Annotated in this window: 10 protein-coding genes; 2 read left to right on the top strand and 8 right to left on the bottom strand. The window is 58.2% G+C overall.

What is annotated here, in order from left to right:
• Positions 1 to 46: 46 nt before the first annotated feature.
• The 7 genes from Pan181_RS06240 to Pan181_RS06210 all read right to left on the bottom strand — a co-directional run bounded on the left by Pan181_RS06240 (position 47) and on the right by Pan181_RS06210 (position 17,352).
• Positions 47 to 3,763: a family 43 glycosylhydrolase gene (locus tag Pan181_RS06240; protein WP_145246011.1), complete on the bottom strand. Its 3,717-nt coding sequence runs from the start codon at positions 3,761 to 3,763 to the stop codon at positions 47 to 49.
• An 84-nt stretch (positions 3,764 to 3,847) separates the two neighbouring features.
• Positions 3,848 to 4,861, bottom strand: coding sequence for a glycoside hydrolase family 43 protein (locus tag Pan181_RS06235; RefSeq protein ID WP_145246010.1), 1,014 nt, complete (start codon positions 4,859 to 4,861; stop codon positions 3,848 to 3,850).
• Positions 4,862 to 4,941: 80 nt separating this feature from the next.
• Positions 4,942 to 8,364: a BNR repeat-containing protein gene (locus tag Pan181_RS06230; RefSeq protein ID WP_145246009.1), complete on the bottom strand. Its 3,423-nt coding sequence runs from the start codon at positions 8,362 to 8,364 to the stop codon at positions 4,942 to 4,944.
• A 296-nt stretch (positions 8,365 to 8,660) separates the two neighbouring features.
• A complete protein-coding gene (locus Pan181_RS06225) occupies positions 8,661 to 11,093 on the bottom strand; it encodes a glycoside hydrolase family 127 protein (protein ID WP_145246008.1) in 2,433 nt (810 codons plus the stop codon).
• Between the two features lie 202 nt (positions 11,094 to 11,295).
• A complete protein-coding gene (locus Pan181_RS06220) occupies positions 11,296 to 13,236 on the bottom strand; it encodes a lamin tail domain-containing protein (protein ID WP_197528969.1) in 1,941 nt (646 codons plus the stop codon).
• Between the two features lie 45 nt (positions 13,237 to 13,281).
• Positions 13,282 to 15,855 (bottom strand): CehA/McbA family metallohydrolase, encoded by a 2,574-nt coding sequence (locus tag Pan181_RS06215; RefSeq protein ID WP_145246006.1) that lies wholly within the window; start codon positions 15,853 to 15,855, stop codon positions 13,282 to 13,284.
• Between the two features lie 90 nt (positions 15,856 to 15,945).
• Positions 15,946 to 17,352, bottom strand: coding sequence for a DUF5690 family protein (locus Pan181_RS06210; protein WP_231943768.1), 1,407 nt, complete (start codon positions 17,350 to 17,352; stop codon positions 15,946 to 15,948).
• A gap of 384 nt (positions 17,353 to 17,736) precedes the next feature.
• On the opposite strand from Pan181_RS06210, the gene Pan181_RS06205 reads away from it, so the two are divergent.
• On the top strand, positions 17,737 to 18,471 hold the full coding sequence (locus Pan181_RS06205; RefSeq protein WP_197528968.1) for an HAD family hydrolase: 735 nt from the start codon (positions 17,737 to 17,739) through the stop codon (positions 18,469 to 18,471).
• 8 nt (positions 18,472 to 18,479) lie between these two features.
• Positions 18,480 to 19,577, top strand: coding sequence for a zinc-binding dehydrogenase (locus Pan181_RS06200; protein WP_145246004.1), 1,098 nt, complete (start codon positions 18,480 to 18,482; stop codon positions 19,575 to 19,577).
• Positions 19,578 to 20,411: 834 nt separating this feature from the next.
• Here the strand turns inward: Pan181_RS06200 and Pan181_RS06195 are convergent.
• Positions 20,412 to 21,434, bottom strand: coding sequence for an alpha/beta hydrolase (locus tag Pan181_RS06195; protein WP_231943767.1), 1,023 nt, complete (start codon positions 21,432 to 21,434; stop codon positions 20,412 to 20,414).
• Between the last annotated feature and the right edge of the window lie 318 nt (positions 21,435 to 21,752).

Here is a 21,752-nt window from a genome sequence, read left to right as displayed (position 1 = left end):
CCGCTATAGCTGCTCAACATCGTACCACTGCGACTGCTGCGAAACACTACTTGCCAGAGGGAGTTAGCCGAATCACCGTGAGCGAGTTGCCTGGAGCGGTGTACTCGAACTCTGGTCCCACGGAAATAGTCGAATTGACTGGTTCCACACGCCCGGTATCTCCTAGTTTGTTGTCGTGCATCAACGGCCCGGTGAGCGTCGTACAACTTGCCGACGAGGCGAGCCCAGCCGCGCCGGAGAGTTCGAACTCAAACTTGCGGGCTGTGGATTCTAGATTTACGAGTTTGATTACCACGTCGCCTGTCGCGTGGTCGCGAACCACCGACATCGGTTGTTCGCACTCGGTCGCCAGGTAGGTATCACCGCTGCCGGCCGAGAACATCTGCTGAACGTAGTAGTTGATGGTCGGCGACACGCTCTGGTTGTCGAAGTAAATTAAATCGGGATTCCACTGCGTCCTGCCCACCTTGCCCAACAGCGGAGCATACGAGGACAAACGCACGATGTCGCCGTTGCGTTCGAGGTGAGTCATGTAGGCGGCCTCGGCCAGGGCCGAGCGAAGCGTTGTGCGGCGGTCGCGTTCGTGGGCAGCGTACTCGCCAAGATATACGGCCGATTTCTCGCGGTCGTACGAATCGTATCGCGAAAGATTTTCGAGGAACCACTCAGGCGTGCGATAGTAGTGCTCGTCGACCATCGCCAGGTGCATGTCGTTGGCGATCAACCATCCCTTGTCGAAATCTTCGCCATCGGAGAACGGCCCGACCGTGCCAATGACCGTGATCTCGGGATGGGCGGCCTCGACCGCGCGGTGGATCATGCGAAAACGCTCTTCGAACTCTGGTGTAATGGCATCCTCGTTACCGATACCGAGGTACTCGAGACCAAATGGTTCGGGATGCCCGGCCGCAGCACGCTTGCTTCCCCACGGCGAGTCGGCCGGTCCGTTGGCATACTCAATTAGGTTCAGCACCTCCTGGATGTACTCCGGCATGTCGTCCAGTGGAATGCCGCGTTGGCCTTCCCCCCACTTACGGGTGATCCGCGCGCCCGCGTTCTGGCAGCAGACTCCGGCTGGCACTACCGGCACCGGTTTGGCACCGATGTCTTCGCAGAACTGAAAGTACTCGAAGTAGCCGAGCCCAAACGTTTGATGGTAAGTCCAGATGTTGCGTTGGCTCTTTCGCTCGTGCACCGGGCCAATGGTGTCTTGCCAGCGATACATGTTGTCGAGCCCATCGCCATGCACCAGGCAGCCGCCTGGGAATCGGACAAACTTCGGCTTGAGGTCGGCAATAGTTTGAGCCAGATCTTTGCGGAGCCCGTTCTTACGACCTTTGAAGGTGTCCTGCGGAAAGAGCGACACCATGTCGAGAGCCACCCGCCCGATGCCGCGTGAAGCTACTATCAAGCGGGCTTTGTCGGTCGATCCTTCGGCAGTCAGCGTGGCTTGCAGCTGCTTCCAACTGCTAGTCGGTTTGCCAAGGTTGGCCTCGGCGAGCACTGCTCCATCTTCTGCTTCGAGTCGCACCAACAAGTCGCCATCGGAGCCAGCGATCTGACGTGCGAAGAGGCTGAAGTCGTACGGTTTGCCTTTCTCGATCGGCAATCCTTGGAAACCGCGGTTCTCGATGCCAACGAGGCCCTCGTTGCGAATCACGCCTAGCACGGCGTAGTGCGGGTTATTCGCGTGCAGCGGCTGATTCGACTCGGCCACCACATGACCTTTGCCCCCATCGCGTTCGAGGAGTCGCCAGTTGGTCAGGGCATTCCAACTTCCGTTATCGGAAACCGAATACTCGAACGAACGATTCTCCACGAGTTCGGCGTATAGACCACCATCGGCCGCGTAGTTGAGATCTTCGAAGAAGATGCCAAACAGATCGGCGCTAATCTCTTTGCCAGGTTGCGACAGATCGATCTCGACCTTCGTAGCGGGAGCAGCAGACTCTGCGGCCGACCACTTAGTTGGTTTCACCGCTTCGTAAACGTCAACCGGCTCGATCGACCCATCGTCGTTGAATCGCAAGGGAGACAGGCATGTTTCGCGATGATAACCATCGCCGCCGGGGATGCGGAAGCGGTGGTAGGCGATCACCCAATCGTCGGTGCCAGGGATGTTGGCCAGCGAGTGATGCCCTGCTCCTTTGACGATACCCTTTTGTTTAAGAATGGGGTTTTGCTTGGCTTTCGTGTAAGGTCCCAGCGGCGAACTACTCGTTGCGTAGGCGACTGAATAACGAGGGTCGCGGGTATCGAACTCCGACCACGTCAGGTAGTACAGTCCTTTTCGTTTGTGCACGAAAGGGCCTTCGTTGTAGCCGGGCGGGGTGATATCGCGTACTTCCTTGGGATCGAACGAGATCATATCGTCGTTGAGCGGCACCGCCTTGCAACGTCCCTGCCCCCAGAACAAATAAGCTTGGCCATCGTCGTCGACGAACACCATGGGATCGATCGCCTGCATGCGGGAGTAGTCACTCGACGACACGAGTGGTTTACCAAGCGGATCGCGAAATGGCCCCTCGGGACGATCGGCTACTGCGACTCCAATGTTTTTGTCGGCGCTGTAGTAGTAATAGTACTTGCCATTCTTCGTAGCACACGCGGGAGCCCAGGCGTGCAGATCGGCCCACTCGAGGTCGCGAGGAAGATCGAGAATCACTCCCTCGTTCTTCCAGTTCACCAAGTCGTCCGACGACCAACATTGGAACGAGGTCGACCTCCATCCTTCGGTTCCGTCGGTCGTGGGATACAGGTAGCAACGGTCGCCAAAGAAAGCGATATGCGGGTCGGCATTCACCCCTGTTAGCACAGCTTGGGGTGGTTCGGCACCGGCTGAGGGATCGATCTTGGCTAGCTCCTCGTGAGAGACCTCGATAATGCTGCCATGTCGCTGGCCATCGATGATGGTGCAATCCCTAGTCACATCGCGCCAGTTTTGCCAGTCGCTCGACTCGCGGCACCCGTACCGCCCGTTCGCATAGTAGTCGACGTACAACAGCGTGCTGCCATCGACCTCAACTACCGCGGGACCTTCCACGCGCTCGTTGGCGATGATCGGCTTCTCGAGCAGTTTGAATGGGCCGGTGGGGCTGTCGGCTTCGGCTCCGCAGATGCGGCCCCAGATGCCGGCCGGTTGATCGTCGGTTTCTTTGAACACGATGCGATACTTATTGCCGACCTTCAGCATCGTGGTATCGATGTTGTTGAAGCCAGGGTCAAATAGCATCTTCGGTTTCGAAAAGGTCTCGAAGTCGCGCGTGGTTACGTAGTAGGCGCGGTGGTACCCACCCTTGGGATTCTCCTCGGGCGACGCCGAAGGGATATCGGACGACCACATCACAATAAACTGCCGATTGCGAGCATCGTAAATAGCTTCCGGCGCCCAGCAGGTGCGGCAGTCGGACTCATGCTCCATCAACGGCAGGAATTTCTGTTCCGACCAGTTCACCAAGTCCTGCGAACTGGCGTAGCCAATGCCTTTGTCGCCCCACCCGCTGGTCCAGACCATGTGAAACGTGTTGTCGGGTCCGCGAACGATGTGAGGATCGCGCATCAGCTTGCTGCCAACTTCTGGCTTCAAGCGGTTTCCGCGAATCTCGGTCCAATTGCGGGCATCGTTGCTATAAGCCAAATGCAGCCCATCGCCGCTGCCGCGAAACGAAGTAAACAGCCAATCGGCTTGGCTTGCGTCGACCATCAACAGTGCGGTCAAACAGAAAAATAAACGAACGATCGCTATAGAGTGTAAGCGGTTCACGGGGTTGCGCCTGGTTGAGAGGAGTATTGTGAGAAGCGAGCTACAGAACAGTAGCCTTACGATCGAACTGCGTCTGGTCGACCGCTATGGTTTGGCTTCGAGTGGCCAGGCGATCGCATCACGCTCGGCAGCGAACACGGTGCCATGTCGGGGGTGGCGGGCGGGGTGCGATAGTTCTCGCGAAATATCGGTCCACTGCACCAAGTCGGGCGAGCTAGCCAGCGAGTAGTGCCGAGCGCCGTAGCTATCCCAATACAGCAGCCACTCCCCGTTCCAGTGAATCAGCGTAGGCCCTTCGGCCATGTCACGGCCTTGAATACTGGTGCTGGCACCGACAATCGGCTTGGTCGCGTTGGTGAAGCTCTCGGGAGAAATCTCAGCAGGGCTGAACGCCAGACGGATGTTCTTGCCATCCTGCTGAACGGGCGTTTCGCGTTTGAGGGCCATGATCCAACGTCCCTCGTGCGGATCGTCGGAATCTTGAGGATCGAATGCCACCTGGGCGTCGATTACGCTGTAGTTCTCGTCGTTGAACAGTAACTTCGGTTCGCTAAACGACTTGAAGTCGCTGGTGCTGATGTAATACATCCGGTGATCGTGGCCATGCGTATCGGCACTTCCATCGTCGTCGTTCAACTCGCTGGGCAACGTCGAAGACCACACGATCTTGAAGTCCCCCGCCACGGGGTCGCGAAACAACTCAGGCGCCCACACGTTGTTAGGTTGTTCTTTCCCATCGGCAAAGGGCTGAATCTTCACTGGCTCGGACCATTGCTTCAAGTCGGGCGACGAGGCGTAGCCGAACCAACGGCCATCCCAATTGGAAGTCCACACCATGTGGAACAAGCCATCGTGAAACACGATGGAAGGATCGCGGGTAAGATGCTGTCCTTCGCTCCATTTCGGCGGAGTGAAGATCGGCCGACCGTCGTTCACGGGATGAAATGTTCGGCCGTCGCTGCTCCAGGCCAGGAACACGCCGTTCTCGCCGTTGCTGTCGAAGTAAGGAAACAACAGAACGTTTTCAGCCGAAGCGATGTTCGCCCAAGCCAGGACGATCGACAAGACGAAAAGCGACCACACACGTGAACAAGTCATTTGTTCCTCCCAAGTGCTGCTGGACGTCGCACCCAATCGACGGCAACGTCGCTTGATTTAGTTTATTACTTGCGAACAAGTTATCGGCAGAGTCTCGTTTGCACCCCACGGTACCGTTGCGACGCGTGATATAGCAATAGACTCGCGAAAACCAGACTGCACCATGCCAAGGTTGCTGGCTCGGGCACTGCCTGCGCGGCGAACTCTCCCGCTGGAAGCGTAGCACCAAAATTGTCTTTCCACACCTGATAATCATCGAGGCCTACGACTCCCGTGAGGAGCGTATCGCGATTGCTAATCCAATCGCTGCCGAGATGATCCCGCCAAACCGTATAGTCGGCCAGATTCACGGTTCCGTCGCCGTTGTAATCGCCGGCCAGCCCCACGGATAGCATTCCACTAATGCCTAGCTGGGTGGTATTCCATCCCCAGCCGTCGGCCAACTCCGGCAGCACAAAGTCGTCGAATGCGCCGACCGCCGACGCAAACTCGAACAAGTCGTATCCTTCGCCCAGTTCGGGAGCGGTGGCTCCTTCGGCCAAGGTGAGTTCAAGAGTTCCTGCCAACGTCATCTGCCCGGTAACCTCGATGGTGTCGCTAACACCTGCAGTAGCGATATCGAGTTGCAGTAGGGCTCCCTGCTCGAGGGTTAGATCCCCCTCGACCAGCAGCGACTCGACTGCGTACACCCCACCACCGCTACCAGTGAGCGGGTTGGCGGTGTTCGCGCCGAGCGACATGTAGAGGTTATCGATCTGCACTCGGCCGCTTTCCCGTCCGTTGATGCCAAAGGCGGCCATCGAACTGTTGCCGTAACCATTTCGGAAAATGGCGTTGGACACAGCCAGTGTGCCATCGTCGTCGCCGAGCGACGTGTAGATATCGAACAGATTGGTCTGAGTATCGACCACGAGCCACACGTTGTACCACTGATCGGCCGCGACGTTCTCGATGGCAATCTGATCGCCCGTAGTGGTGCTCGCCTTGAAGTCGGCGGCTCCGATTCCGCCACCAGCCAGGAAGGGCATTACGGCAAAGTCTTGCCAGGCGTCGGCGTTGTCGATGTTGGCCACGTCGTCGGACAGGCCGAACATGGTGTCGAACACGCCGGTGTTGTCGAGCGCTTTGAATTGGAAGAACAGCGTGGTGGTCTCGGAGTCTTCAACCGTGAAATCGAGGTCGTAGCTCGACGACAAGTCGGTCTTCGCTCCGCGCCAGCCGTTACCACCTTGAGCAGGAAGCCCCCAGACCTCTAGTGACTGGTTCGAGGTTCCTTCGTCGACCACCTGGGCGTTGTTGGTGCCATCGAACACGCCATCCCACGCTCCGTTGGTAACATCGCCCGAACTGTGACTGCCGATGTTCTGGTTCGTAGCATTGTTGTACGAGTCGAAGTTGTCGATCAGGCTGTAACTGCTGTTGCCAACCTGCTGAGTGAGACCAGCGGCGCCGACGCGAAGCATGCCGGCTGACTGCACCACGAGCGAACCATAGACACTGCCGGATGCGTGCATTGCTGCCGTGGAACCGACCTGTGTGTCGCCGATCACGCGCCCTTCAGTAGCGACTTCGAGCACTTGGCCCGCCGCGACGGAGAACGTGCTGTTAAGGGCCGAAACGTTGAGTGTTGCATTGTCGCTCACCGAAATCACCGGCGATGCGGCAATCGTGGCCTCGCCAGAGAGCGAGAGCGTGCCCCACTCCACCTGCGTGTTGCCGGAGTAAGAGTTGGCCGCATTATTCAGCGTCACAAAACCACCACCAGTGACTCGCAAACTTCCCGAACCAGCAATCCCCTGGCCGGTGAGGGTGTAATTGTTGCGGGCGTTGTTTTTGAAGGTCGTCGACGAGGGGGCCACTGCTTCGGTGATGTTCACGGCCATCGTACCGCCGCCGTCGTCGAAGGTTACTCGGTAACCATTGGCAAACGTGGTATCTCCCTGGTTGTCGCCGTAGCTGTCCCAATCGTTGGTGCCACCGGTGTTCCACTCACCCGCGGCGGTGCCTGCCCACACCAGGTGTTGCGCAAGACGATCGAGTTCGAATACATGCAGTGCCGATCCAGTCGAGCCGCTCAGGTTGTTGCCATTCTCTTGCAAATAGACCGAGAGCACCCCATCTTGCAGCAACCGATTGCGATCGACCTGGGGTTCGCCGACGAAGTCGCGAGTGTCGGTGTAGACGATTTCCCAGTCTTGCCAACCGGTGGCTCGCGATGCAGTGGCGATCACCAAGTCGCCATTCGTGTAGTAGTCGAGCACCCCTGCCCCGTCGCCTGCACCGGGCGAAACATAGAAGGCATACAGGTTGCCATCGGAGTCGACAGCCATGTCGGGGCGAGAGCCAACCTTGCGATCGGTCGGCAATTCGGTTCGCTCCCACACGTCGTTCGCGTTGCGGAAATAGTGATAGTAAGCAGCCGGACCAGTAGTAAAGCCATTGACGGCATCGGCATTGTCGTCGGTCGCGTGCCACATGATGGAGTGCACAGTGCCATCGCCATCGACAAGCTGCGTTTGCTGATTCATCAACGTATTGCGACGATCCATCGATACGACCGTCGCGCCGGCTGAATTTAGATTGATCGGATTGTTGAGAGTGCCGATCACGGTTCCGCTGTTGTTAAGCCAGGTGTCGCCACCGTCGTCGCTATAAGCGTACATGATGTCGTGGTTCGTGCCGCCAGCGCTCTCGCGCCAGGTCCACGTGGTATGCATCCGCCCGTTGGAATCGATGTCGAGCCCATTCAAATAGGCATTGCGACTACTGGAAGAACCAAGCGCGTCGCTGTAAGTACCCGTGCGTCCATTGATAATCATGTGAGGGGTATCCCACACATTGGACGCAGGATCGTAGGTAGCAATGTAGACGTTGCCGTCGCCACTGGTACCGTTGCGGAAGGTCATTACCAGATTGCCGGTCGAGGGGTCGTTGATGAACCGTGGATAGGTAACATCGTTAAACGGCGACGGCGGTGGATTGATGTTCGAGTTGAGCGTATTCTGCTCGGCATTCAGCGTGGGGTTCCACTCGCTCGCCCAGGCAGCCCCATCGCTGGTATTGCGGTAGTTCAGATAGCTGTTGTGATGGTCGTAGCTGAGGTGAATCTGACCATCGGTGTCGATGCCCATAGAAATCACGTTGTGGGCGTCCCACGAGTTATCTCCATCGTCGAATGTCTGACCGGTGTTGGCGACATCCCATGTAGTGCTTCCCAGCTCACGTCGGCCGAGATAGACGTATTCCTGATTACCGGAGTAGTGGTACCAGGTAGCGTATTGATAGTCGCCAACCGTCGTGAGCGCTTCGGTTTGGTAAGAGGCCCCGTTGATCACCGGCCCGTATACAGCATTGCGCGGCATGAGCAACGCTTGGGCGTCGAGCACCATGTCGTTTGATAAGCTCAGCTGGTCCTGACCGCTGACAGGCACCACCGACAGCATGTAGCCAAGTAAGGCTACAAACAGTGAGCGCCCGGTCCAGATTACTGTCCGCCGATTCATCGATTGCCTGCTCTCTGAAAAGTACTCGTCGCAGTCGGTCGCATGCCAACCGACACTTCACAACATCAGCTCCTCGTCGCAGCTTCCCGGCGAGTAGCCAACGGAGGAGCCCAGCCTGGTTAGGGAATGCTGCACGCACGCGCTGGGCGGGGAGGAAAACGCCGCGCCGACGCATTTCCTTAATTTTTTCTAGAAAACCGCGGTTTGTCCAGTAATCGGCCTCCGCTCAGGGAGGGTTTCCGGCAATTAACCTTGGAAACACCCGATTGAGGCCGAAAAACAAGCCGTTTGCGGGTTTATGGATTACTTTCGGAGGGGAGCTCCGAGGGGTTCAGCAACCGTAAATCGTAGACTCCCCCCGCGACTCCGCGAGTGGCTTCGAACCGAATGGTCAGGTTGCCATCGGCTGCCTGGGTGAGGGTTTGGGGAGCGATTGGATACTTCTGGGTGAAGAACTCTGTCGGATGCGACGCGGTAAGGGTCTCGCTGGCCAGCTTCTCGCCATTCACTAGGATGTCGAAGCTGCGACCATTATCGCCTCCCCAGTAGGTGACCATGAGTGTCGCTTTTGACTCGCCGCGGGTGTTGAGCGTGTACTCGAACCACTTCCCATGTCGCCAGCGGCGTCCCTGATGGCTACCGGATTCGGTCTCGCTACCGGCAAACTGGTGTTCGACCTCCGGTTGCTGCTCGCCGATGGCAACGCGGTCGAGCGTGGCTCGCTCAAGTGCTTCCCGAGCGCGCTGCTCGGCCGCGAAACGCTGCTTGCGTGCTTGCATTTGCTCTTGGGTGGTAAGCTCCCAATACATCTGGTAACGCTGCTCATGCAGACGGAAGAACGGCACCAACGACACTCCGTCGCCTACCGGCGGCTGCACGACATCCGTTAGTTCGAAGTGCATGGGCCCCTCGCCGGATTGCGGAACCACGTGCGATGGCAAGTCTTCTTCGGTGGTTAGCAGCACTGGCACCTCTTCGAACGGAACCAATTCCCCTTCGGCCACGTGGGCCATTCGCTCGTTGTCGGCGAATAACCCAACCAGATCGTGCGTGCCTGCGGGAGCCACCAGCACAATCGGCCCTCGCAACAGAGCTACCCAGTCGGAACCATCCGGCAGACGTTCGGTCGTAGTGTGCATCGGCAGCGCCACGTCGACCACGTCGCCATTTTGCCATTCGCGGGAGATTTCCGCGTACGACGATGGCTGCGATTCGACTTGCATCAGCTCGCCGTTGACGCGTACCTGGAACTCACCGGCCGGTACCCACGCGGGATGACGGACTCGCAGCGCGAAACTCGCCGGTTGCTTGAGCTTCAGCGTCAGCTGTGTGCTCGGTTCGTCAGGGAAGCTCGTTTGTTGCGTGATTTGTACGTTGTCGCTGGCCGTAAGGGTGCTGGCGATGAACAGATTGACGTAGATGCCACCGTCGTCGGCTGCAGAGTAAATCAGCTTACCGTAGCGTCCGGGGTTCTCGATGCCGGTACCGACGCAGCACCAGAAACAGTTCTCCGGCGTCGAGTACACTCGGTACAGTTGCGGCCGAATCGGCGTGAAGTACACGAAGCCGGGATGCTCAGGATTAATGGCCGCCAGAATGTGGTTGTAGAGCGCCCGCTCGTAAAAATCGATGTAATTGGCCGACGGCTCGGCAGCGAACAACTGCTCGGTAAGGCGAAGCATGTTGTAAGTGTTGCAGGTCTCGGGGCCTTCGCGACGCTCCAGCACCGACGAGTAGTCGTTGGGATCGTTGAAGTGCTCGGCAACGCTGTTGCCGCCGAACGCCAGGCTTCGCTCTTGCGAAACGGTTTGCCAGAAGAACTTGGCGGCCGAGTTCGCCTGTTCGTCGCCGGCCAGTTCGCCGATGCGTTTCAGACCGATGACTTTGGGAATCTGCGTGTTCGCGTGCAGCCCGGTGAGTCGATCTTGATGTCGGCGGAGCGGGTCGAGCACCTGGCGATGGCAGAATCGCTGGGCCGCTTGCAGGTACTTTTCGTCGCCAGTAATGGCATACAGGTCGGCCAGCACCTCGTTCATGCCGCCATGCTCGGCTCGCATCATGACCTGCATTTGATTGTCATCCAAATGCGACATCAGCTCGACACACCAGTCGCCGAGGTTCACCAGTAGCTCTTTGGCAACCGGCTTTTCGGCAATCACATACGCGTCGCGAATGCCAGCAAAGGTCTTATGAATGTTGTACCAAGGCACCCATTTGCCGTTCAGCCCGAAACCATGCGTATCGATGTTTCCAGCACGTACGTCGGCCCACAGTTGCCGGCTGCCTGGCACGCCGCCGACGTAGCCGTTGCCATAGGCCTGCTGACACTCAGCCAGCTCGCTGAGGGCGTAGTCGAGACGGCGGTTCAGCTCACCATCGGGGGTGTCTTCGCCGAGGGCGACCATTAGCGAGAGCGCCGACAGATAGTGCCCACCAGTTTGGCCGCCGAGCCCACCACTCTCCCAGCTGCCGTAGAAGGGTTTGCGAGGTTCGAGGCCCGCTTCGGTGCGGAATGGAGCCAGCAGCCGGTCGGCGTCGAGCGCCAGCAGGTACTCGCGATTCGCCGCCGCGGCGTCCTTGAAAGGCCCAGCCCCTAGTCGCACTGCCGAGACCGGATAGGGACTCGCGTGGGGAGTGTCGCCGGCCGGGGCCGCCGAGGCCGATCGCATCGTTGCGACCATGAGTACCAGTAAACCAACTTGCAGAGCCTTGCGCATTGTTTCAACCATCTTCCAAGCTATTGAAAAGCGAAGCGCCCGGAGTTCCGGCCAGCTTCCGCGAGCAGCGAAGCATCGAATGCTCACCTACACGCCGCCGTGTATTTCTAAAAATAGTTTACCCGCAACAGCGCCCGTTGTCCTCCTGTAAAAACAATCAGGAGGGGAAAGTGTCGCGTGGAGCCGCAGGTTTAGCGACTTCTATAGCTTGAACTCAGTGATCGCCTCGGCGGGCGAATCGGCCAGCTACGGTTGCTGAAATCAGCACGACATACCAGACCAGCGAAGCCGGCTCCGGAACCTGCGTAGCGCCCGATTGCACGTGGTCGGCCGAGGTGCGGCCGAAATTGTCCTTCCACAGCTGGTACTGTGCGGTGCCGATTACCTCGCCGGAGCGATCGTTCAGCAACGTGCCGGCCGGGGCACCGAGACTGTCGCGCCAGAGCGTGTAGTCGGCCAGGTCGACGATACCATCGTCGTTAAAGTCGCCCGACAAGATCGTGGGGAGCGGAGTGATTTCGAACGTAAACGAATTGGCCGAGTCGGTCTTTTGCAAGTCGTGCAGCGGAGAGTAAGTGCGAATGCGTACGGTCTTACCGTCGTCGAGGAACTCAACCATCCGAATCCAACCGTTGCCTGCATTGGTTTCGAATTGCGAGTTGAACAGCATCTGATGCACGAGTTGGCCGTCGCTGCCGGGATCGACCTGGTACCCAACACCGTCGCCACCCACATGCCCGCTGAGCACCATCTCGAACTGATCGTGCTGACTCACCAGCTCTTCCCACAGATCCTGGCCATCGTTCGTGTCGTTGGCCGTGCCGTACGAGTAAGGATTGCCGCCCTGGTTGTTGTTAGGATCGGAGTCCTGATTACGGCTCCAATCGTAGCGAGTCTCGTCGTGATACATGTAGGCATGCGTCATCATAATCGCAGTATGATCCGCGTACTTGGGATCCGACATCACCCGGTTCGCTGCATTCACTACGTACTGACGAGGTCCCCACTCGAGCGTGAGAATTAGCATCTCACGACCATCCGGCGCGGTGAACTCAAAATACGCGCTGTCGAGTTGCCCCGGTATCAGGGTGTCGACCAGGATGCCCCCCTGAGCGGGGTCGACCAGCGGATTATCGGTCTCCCTAAAGTAGTCGTTAAACTGTGTCTCGCGGGTTTGGGCGCTGGTGGTTCCGTAATCGTGATTTCCTGGCGAGAAGACGTAAGGCACCACTCCGTCGAGCACGCTCATCGCGGCCTTGGCGTTTTGCCATTGCTGATCGCCGGTTTGGTTGCCGCTGGTCGGCGTGCTGGTGTTGTTATTGTTGACAATGTCCCCTTCGTGCATCACCAGCTGGATGTTGAACGCATCGCGCTGGTCGCGAATCCACTCGTTCATCTCTCGCAAGATGTGCACGTCGGCCGAGTTCTTCACGTAGTTCTGCGAGTCGGGCATCACCACCATCGACCAGGCTGCGTCGGGCGAGGGCTCGAACGCTGTTTGAGGTACCCGATCGACGAAGCCCGGCGAGGCCCGATCTTGGGTCCCTTCGGGCGAGGTACGATACTCGGCACCGTATACGCCCCACATCGAAGGCAACCAGGCGCCGCCCGCGTTGTTGTGCGCGGGATGCAGGTACTCGGGTTGCAGCATGATGCTCGACCCATCGGGGCTGTCGGTCGGCCAACCGTTGGTATCGTCGTAGGTAACCGTGTCGCCCTGGTTCGTTACCGGGTTGTAGAACGCGAGTCGTTCGTTGCCGTTGGTCGGCGTGTTACTGAGCGACGGAAAATTGCTCAGCTCCACCCTCGGCAATCCCGTGCCCCATTGGGCATCGAACGTCGCCGCGTCGCCCACCAGCACCAGTGCGCTGCCAGGCTGTAGAATCGTGTTTTCCGGCACCAGGCTGGCGTAGTCGTTGTCGTACAGATCGGCAAACTGCCAACCACCGAGGTTCACCGCTTGGGATCCGCTGTTGTACACCTCGACCCACTCGCGATTGAATCCAGCGGTATTATCGCGATCGCTACCATCGGGGTTATACATGATCTCCGAGATCACGATATCCCCTAAGGCAGTATGGCCAAGCAAACATAGTAACGCAGCGATGGCTGCCATGCTCCCACTCACGAGTTGCCAGTGGGAGCAACTCTTCACACAAACTCTCTCCAGCCGCATAGGGTGTCTCTTCTCTGGGAACTCTTAGTGGTGGGGGTGGGGATGGTCGTGGCCGTGAGTCGGCTGGTGATCGGCTTCCACGGGAAGCGCGATGCCGAGCGTATCGCCGTTCGGCTTGAATCCATCGCCTTCGATGTCGACGAAGATCGGGTTGCTGATCGCAATCGGCATGGTCTTGCCTTGCTTGGGACCGTAGACCCAGCCGAGCTGACGCCCTTCGGCAGCGGCAACCACCACCACATGAGCATCTTCCGAAAGCGGAAGCTTCAGGTCGCTTTCGTACTTCACGGTCTCGTTGCCAAAGCCTTCGGCATTGTCGGCCCGTGTGAAGTTGAACTCCGGTACCAACTGGCCATTCACCACGATTTGAATGCGGTTCACATCCAACCAGTTCGCGCACTGCACTTTGATGTGGAGCACTGGCTCTCCATCGCTGGCCAGCAGATCTTCGCCCGGGCCAACGGTCGAGTCGCCTGAAGTCGCCGTGACTTCCATGAAGGGACCATTCGTCATCACAACCTGGCCCTTCTCGAGGGCATGGCACACTTCCATCAAGTCGGCCTCGGCCGGATTGTCGGTAGTCGAACGGACATAGTTGCGTCGCCAGCCACTGCCGTAGTAGTTGTAGTGAGCATCGGTGTTCACCACGCCGGGAATACGGTAACCGAGGTTCATCAGCTGCAACCAGTTTTTCACCGTGTTACCACGGCCAGCTTTGCCATCGTCGCCGACAGTTAGTGGTTCGAAGATGGCTCCCATCGGATGTACTTCGATCACGTCGGCAAAGCCAAACATCTTGCGGAAGCCTTCGTCGGGCGTGCCATCGAGATTCTTGTCGCCGACCATCTGGCCGATGTTAGGGTGATTGATCTGCACCACTTTGTCGCTCTGCGAGTCCCACATGGCCAATCGCTCGATTTGCACTTCGGGATTCACGTGACGAGTCGGGCCACCGCCGTTTTGGGTGCGTGGACGCTCGACCAACGGGAATGCATTTTGGTGGTTAATCGGAAGCGGTGAGCCGGTCATCTCAATCCCGCTGCAGGTCAGCACCCGCTGCATGGCGTTGAAGTGCTCGAGGTGAGCAACATAAGTCGAAACGCGTTGATGCTCGGTGCAGGGAATGAACTCCAACTGATCAACCAGCAGGTTTAGCACCCGCCCGCGCTGGCTGGCGGTGTTGTCGCCCGAGGGGGACGAATGGCTGTGCAGTTCCGAGCTGAGCCAACCGGTGGTGTCGACCGAATGCACCAGTTGCTCAGCAACCTCGGTGGCCTCGCCCGCTGCGACTTCGATGTTCTTGATCACTGCGTCGTACTCGGGGCCATAGCTAAGCACCAGGCGATACTCACCCGGCAACACGGCCACGTCGAACGTTCCGTCGGCGGTGTGCCAGAGATTGCGAACACCATGCACCGCGCTATCGGGACCGAAATTGGGATCCTCGACGTTGAGACCGTACAACGCCACGCGACAGGGAATCGCCTGTCCTTCGCCGTCGGTCACCGAGCCAGCTACGTGGCCAAGTTGCGACAGCTTCGATTCGATCGTCACTTCCCCGTCTGCTTCGAGATCGGTGTTCAGATCCTGCTGTTTGCGGCCGAGCGACTCGATCACCCAGCGGTAGCTACCCACCGGCACCTTGGCCACCAGCGAGCCGGTATCGTCGGTCTTGGCCGTCGCGACCACTTTGCTATCGACAATCGCTTTGACCGTGGCGCCAGCCACGGGGCCATCGGGGTCGGTCACTTTCACCGTGACCGTCGCGGTCGGTTGGCCTTGATCGGCGGCAATCTTGGCCAATAGGGCCATGGTGTCGGGCGCTGCATAGAGCCGACGCTCGAGCACCACGCTCTTACCAGCGGCGATTTCCATAGCTTTGTTCGAATCGCTGCGATACTGAATGAGCCGTGGCTTCCGCTTAGTGGTTTTCTTGTCGGCCATCTTCCAGACGCTATCGACTGGAATCACGCCGTAGGCTTGCTGCCAGTACTCATCCTGACACCACCAGACGTTCAGCGGTTGGTGGACACCAAACTTGAAGTCACCATCGGCCCGGATGCCGTCGGCCAATTGGAACGAGACGGTCTCGTCGGTGGGATTGGTAATCAGCGAACGGATGGTGAGATAGTTCTTGCCTTCTTCGAGTTCGTAGCCAACGACCAGCGTGCAGGGCGACATCGTCGCTGTGGCATCCTCGGGGGGAGTCAATTGGTAAGCCACTTTGGCCGAGCCTTCGGTCGCGGGCAGGTCGGCAGGCCATTCGACCGGGCCGGTGATGTCGTAGGATCCCGCATGAGGATAGAAGCAGCTAAGCTGATCGTTCTGATCGCCCCGTTCGGTGAAGTCGATTACCGTCCCCGCCACGCCTCGGATCGTCAGGTTGGCGTTCCGCGACTTCTTTGCGTCGGCCACGATGGCGACCACTCGGTCGCTCACAAGTGCACGATCGCCGTAGATGGCATCGACTTCCTTACCAGCCGGAACCGTCGCGTCCCAGTTTTGTTCGTTTAACTTTACTAGCTCTGCCGCCTGAAGTGCAGCACTAAGCCATAGACAGACGATGGCTACTGAGAGGGTGATCAAACGTGGTTTCATAGAAGTTCGCCTTGAATGCAGTAGGTGGGTCGGTGGGGAGGGAGGCTGAACCGCTGACGTTTTCGCCAGCTTGCTTTGGATGATGGGCAATCAAACCGTTTCGGGCAAAGGTTCATCGGCGATCGGTACGGGGCTTTGATCGCGGGGAATGCGCCGACCGTAATGCACTAGAAGCATCGCTCCTAATCCGAGCGATACGCAACTCATCCAAAACGTGGTATTCACGAACAAAGGCAGAAAATTGATGCCTTTGGGTAGGTAGTTCTTCAAAATCATCACACCGACGTAGACCAGGTAGCCGGTCGCGTCGGCCAGGTACATCAGGTAACCAATGTTGCCGCGTTCGTGAAACGCAGCGAGCAATCGCTCGAACACCGTGGTATGGATTGCCACGTAAGGAACGTAGGCCCCCAGCCCCAACAACACCATAAAAGTGAACGGGTCGAGCACCCCGGCCGAGTGCCCCGCAAGACTGGCCAGCACCAGCACGAAGCCTCCGCAGATCAATGAATACGATCCGAGTAACGCGGTGCGGTTGTTACGAATGAACACGGCGCTGCCGTTAATGAAGATCACTCCAAACATCACCAACAACTCCGAGCGAGCAAAGATGCTTGGCTCGCCCTCGGTGCCGAGTTCGGACCATAGTTCCACGGCAAAGTCGTCGCGGAAGCTGCGAATCACAGTTAACAACGAATAGACAACGACAATCGCACTCAGCCCGAAAGCGTGTCGCAGGAACAGATCGATGCGGTCTTTACCAGTCATAGGTTGCCGCTCCGATCGTTCGCTCACATCGTTCTGATTCGGAGCGGGGATACGGCTCAGCATCCATACGCCCAAGAACAGCGGCGGTACAAACAACAAGCCAGTCAAAGCAGGCATCCAATACTCGGAAACGCCGAAATCGACGATCAGCATTCGCCCGACCGACTTCACGACGCCGGAGGCCAGAATAAAGCTGGCACACAAGCCAGCACTCAACGCTTCGGTTACCTGGCGACCTTCCAAGAAGGAGAGCACCAGTCCGAACACCATGCCGAGCGGCAAGCCATTGAGGAACAGGAACACGAAGTTCCAGGGAACCGGAGTCATGCCGAACAGTAGCAAAGCGAGCTCGGCCACGCCGATCAAGCCGAGGATGAACACCGCCCGCCGGCCCGGCGGCATCTCGGATATCACCTTGATGCCGACGAACTTCGAGATCGTATAACCCGACACCTGAGCGGCGACGAGAACCGTTTTGTAAGCGACGCCGTAGTATTCAAGACTCAGCGGCTCTTCGAATTCGCCGGCCGTAAACGGCTTGCGAAACGCGTACATGCAGAAATACGTCGTGAACGCGGCCACGATGCAGTAGGCCGAGAACACCGGCGACGGCAACCCCGACAACCATTTCGACATACCCGTAGCACCTGCGTCAGACGCGTCGACAGCCTCGGATGCAGCATACGGATTGTCCAAGTTCCACTCCCAGTCAGGGGGATCAACAGTCACGACACACGATTCGGGCGAGTCGCAGTATAGCGGTTTGCAGTAGCTGGTGCCGAACTTGGCGTGCTCCACTCGTCGAGCAGCCCACGCGCGAATCTACTGATGTAACACTCCCCCATTAAGAAGGCGTGAAGATGCCCGGCACCCTGCGCACTTTTCAGTAAAACGAACAAGATAATTGGTACTTTTCTCCTTCAACCGGCCGGAAACCAAACCGCTCTTCACCGAATCTTCATGGTTGTGATTAGCATCAGAATCCTTCGCGATAGTTTCCTGCATTCTCGGTGGATCGGCGGCGATTTACCCCATTCCCCCAGATGCGACCAGTCGGTATCCTACGTGAGTAAGAATCACGCACACCTGTTTTCTTTTGCCTTGGAGTCTCCTGTGTCCGCCGTTCGCATGGTGATGTTTGACCTCGCTGGAACCACGGTGCGCGATGAGAATTACGTGGCCAAGTGCCTGCACCGGGCGGCGGTCGATGTCGGCATCGATGTTTCGCTGGAGGAAATCGGCAAGAACATCGGCACCAACAAGCGTGACCTCTACAAGATGCTGATCGCCCGCTGGCGGGGCGACATTGCCTCGCTCGAGCAGCTTGGCACCCTGCAGGTCTCCGATGCCGATGCGGCGCTGGCCGAAGAAGCGTTTCACCTGTACGAGCGATACATGCTCGAACTTTACAGCAACGATATTCAGGAAGTCCCCGGAGCGAGCGACACGTTTCGCTGGCTCCACGACCACGATATCAAAGTGGCCACCGATACTGGATTTCACAAACAAATTAACGAAGCCATCATGCACCGGCTCGGGTGGCTTCGCGACGGTCTGGTCGATGTTGCCCTCGACGTACAGGACATCCCCGGCGAGCGTGGGCGTCCTACGCCGTACATGATTTTTCGAGCCATGGAACAGCTTGGCATTACCAGTGTGCACGACGTTGTGAAGGTAGGCGATCAGCCCGCCGACATGATGGAAGGCACCAACGCCGGTTGCCGCGCGGTAATCGGCGTGCTCTCCGGACCGCTCGATGCGGTCACGCTGGGAGTTCATCGTCATACGCATCTCCTTCCTAGTGTTGCGATGTTGCCACAGTTGTTCGAAAGCGAGGGTTGGGTTTGATCGCTAGTTTGCCAACTACCGTCCGCGCGGCCGTGATGACCGCTCCGGGTCGCGAGCTCGAAATCAAAGCATATCCACTTCTTCCGCCGGTCACCGGCGGGGCATTGGTTCGTGTTACTTGCTGCACTATTTGTCGCTCCGATCTACACACCTGGCGCGGGCGCCGGCCCGGCCCTACGCCGGCGATTTTGGGCCACGAAATCGTGGGCGAAATCGCCGCTCTGGCCGAGGACGTTACCCACGACTCGGCTGGTCAGCCGCTCGCCCCTGGCGACCGAGTGACCTGGACCTTGCACAGCTCGTGCGGCGAGTGCTACTACTGCCGTGAGCACCAGTTGCCGATGAAGTGCCTGGAGCTGCAAAAGTACGGGCACGACGCCTGCGACCAGCCGCCGCACCTGCAAGGTGGCTTTGCGGAGTACTGTCACATCTCGGCCGGCACCAGCCTGCTGAAGCTGCCCGACAACATTCCCGACACCGTGGCCGCGCCGCTCAACTGTGCTGCGGCGACCGTCGTGGCCGGCTGGGACGCTGCGGAGCTGAAGCCTGGCGAGCATGTGCTGATTCAAGGTGCGGGTGGTCTCGGTTGTTACGCTGCAGCGATGGCCAGCTTTGCCGGCGCCGAGCGGATCATCGTGACCGACATCCATTCCGAGCGACTGGAGTTCGTCCGCCGGTTCGGAGCGACCGACTGCATTAACGTCGCCTCGCTCACCGACGAGCAAATCGCCAACTGGGTTCGCGAGCTAACCGGCGGGTTCGGCGTCGACTGCGCGATGGAAGTCGCCGGCGTGCCAGCGGTCGTACCGGCGGGGCTCGCTTCGCTCCGCAAAGGGGGGCGGTTCGTTGAACTCGGCTGCTCGTTCCCCGAAGCAACCACCTCGCTCGACCTGTCGACCATCCTGTGGAACCTGCTCACCATTCGGGGGGTGCACAACTACGACTTCCGCCATCTGCAGCAAGCGGTCGACTTTGTGTCGCAAACGATCGACCGCTTTCCATTCGACGAACTGACGAGCCGCCAGTTCAAGCTCGAAGATATCGACCAGGCGATCGCCGCCGCCGAACAAAACGGCCTCGGGCGAGTCGCCATCGTGTTCGATTGACCCGAGCAGATAGATTCCCAATTTTCCCACCGATGGGAAAATTGAATCTGCGCGTACTCTATAAAACCAGTGGTTTTCGACTGCGAATAGATTCCCATTTCCCAAAACGCATCCGATGGGAATCTATTTTCCCACTGCGCACTTATCGCAAGTCGTTGATAGGTAACAAGTTGCATCAACACCTCCGCGATAGTTGCCCAAAATAGATTCCCACCGGTGGGAAACTATTTTGGGAGGAGTCAGGAAACAGGATTCGGGGGACAGGGGAGTTGGGATTTATGATTTCTGAGTTGCGGATGTCATCTTGAGGGAGCTTCCAGCGACCGAAAGATCTCAGCCTACCGCTTACAGCCTAAAGCCCAAAGCTTTGACAACCGCGCAGCAGCGAACGCCCCCGCAGACGAAACATCGCCTGCGTATCGTTAAACGTTCGAGTTCACAGCAACCATCACCTCACGCAAACCTCCAATCATCACAAGAGCCAATAGCCGACAGCTGAAAGCCGACAGCCAAAGACATACCTGTCCATTAGAACACTTCATGTGGCCAATTTCCAGCGAAAAGTTGGAAACTTAATGAACCGCATTGCCGTAAGAATTTCACCCTCCCGCTTGCGGGACGGGTCGGGCTATCAGGCCCGGGGAGGGCAACACCGGAGAACGGCGCGAGAATCGAAAATACTTTATTGAGCTAAACAGTCACCACTAGCAACAACGCCGCCCCCAGCTCTCCCCATTCCCTGAATGGGAATCGTCCCCCAGCGAAGGGTTGGGCGCCGGCAAGCTCCGCGAGCCAAAGCCCTACCCTGGCATGCCGGCTCTGCCCTTCCCTCTCTTACTCCTCGGCTTCCGTCTCCGGTTCGCTTGGCTTGGCAGTGTCGTCCTGGAATACGAGTTGTACGAAGTGGTACAAGCTGTTTCGCCAGTGGGTGCCGTCGTGCCCGTTGGAATCGACGTTCCAGAGGTGCGGCACGTCGTTTTCTTTCATGTAACGCTCGACTTGTTGGCTGATTCGCAGCAGCCCGTCTTTGTTACCGCACGAGAGCCAGAGCAACTTGAGTTGCTTCTTCGCCTGCTCGGGATTCGGCATCAGTTCCTCGACCGGCTTCGTGTTCGGTGCCGAGGAGAAACCGCCGACCCAGGCGAACGTATCGAGGTGCGTGAGGCCGAAGTTGAGTGATTGACCGCCCCCCATCGACAGCCCGGCAATCGCCCGTTGCTCTCGATCGGTGTTCACTGAATAACGCGACTCGATGGTGGGAATCACATCCTCCAGCAAGTCGGCTTCGAAACGCGCGAAGGCGGGCGCTGCCTGGTAGACGTTGCCCTCCGCCCGATCGTTTTTCTGGGCCCGCCCGTTCGGCATCACGATGATCATCGGCACCGCTTTGCCGTCGGCGATCAGATTGTCGAGCATCACATTCGGCTTCGCGAACCGATTCCATTCGGTCTCATCGCCACCGATGCCATGCAGCAGGTACAGTACCGGATACTTCTCGTCGGTCGAGTAACCGGGCGGGGTATACACATTCATCTTGCGAACGGTTCCCACGGTCTTCGACTCGTACTCGATCATCTCCAGCTTGCCATGCGGAATGTCGTCGCGGACCTCTAGAATGTCGCTCGCGGGATCGGGATAGTGCTGCTTGTCGTCGGGGCCAAGTTCCACCGGGCCGCCAAAGCCTCCTCGACGAGCAGGCCGCGCGGGCCGGGCGTTGTTCTCTGCTCGCTCCGACTCGGCTGCAGGAGCCTCCGGGGATTGCGCCATGGCCCTCTGACCGCAGGCGCTGCCGACAACCACGAGTAAACCGAGCGAAGCTGCCAGCAACGGATTCCACTTTCGGATGACAAGACTCATAGCTACTCCTCTGCGAGATGACCGAACGGACGCGTACCACGTTAACTCTATCCTACTGTACCAACACCGCAGGAATGAATAGGAGGCGGTACCTTTTCGATTTTGGTCGATATTCATTGGGCAAGCGGACCAATCCATCCATTTCTAGTCGTAGTTAGTCAAACCAGCTGCATCGCCAGTTGTTGCTTATCGCCTCACACTTCTTCTATCCGTTGAACCTGCAAGCACAAGTCAACACTAGCTTCGCCCCTGTTACTAGACAGCCCATCGGGCAGTTGTCACCATGAACGCTTGGCGACACATACCTTTTCGAGGGGA

Origin of the sequence: Aeoliella mucimassa, assembly GCF_007748035.1 — a bacterium.
GTDB lineage: Bacteria > Planctomycetota > Planctomycetia > Pirellulales > Lacipirellulaceae > Aeoliella > Aeoliella mucimassa.
Note: the sequence above shows the minus strand (reverse complement) of the source record. Positions and strands in the feature narration are given on the sequence as shown.

What these genes read in the sequence shown, in the direction of transcription:
- Pan181_RS06225 (WP_145246008.1), bottom strand. Translation starts at nt 11,093, where the DNA reads ATGGTTGAAACAATGCGCAAGGCTCTGCAAGTTGGTTTACTGGTACTC.
- Pan181_RS06235 (WP_145246010.1), bottom strand. Translation starts at nt 4,861, where the DNA reads ATGACTTGTTCACGTGTGTGGTCGCTTTTCGTCTTGTCGATCGTCCTG.
- Pan181_RS06230 (WP_145246009.1), bottom strand. Translation starts at nt 8,364, where the DNA reads ATGAATCGGCGGACAGTAATCTGGACCGGGCGCTCACTGTTTGTAGCC.
- Pan181_RS06195 (WP_231943767.1), bottom strand. Translation starts at nt 21,434, where the DNA reads ATGAGTCTTGTCATCCGAAAGTGGAATCCGTTGCTGGCAGCTTCGCTC.
- Pan181_RS06215 (WP_145246006.1), bottom strand. Translation starts at nt 15,855, where the DNA reads ATGAAACCACGTTTGATCACCCTCTCAGTAGCCATCGTCTGTCTATGG.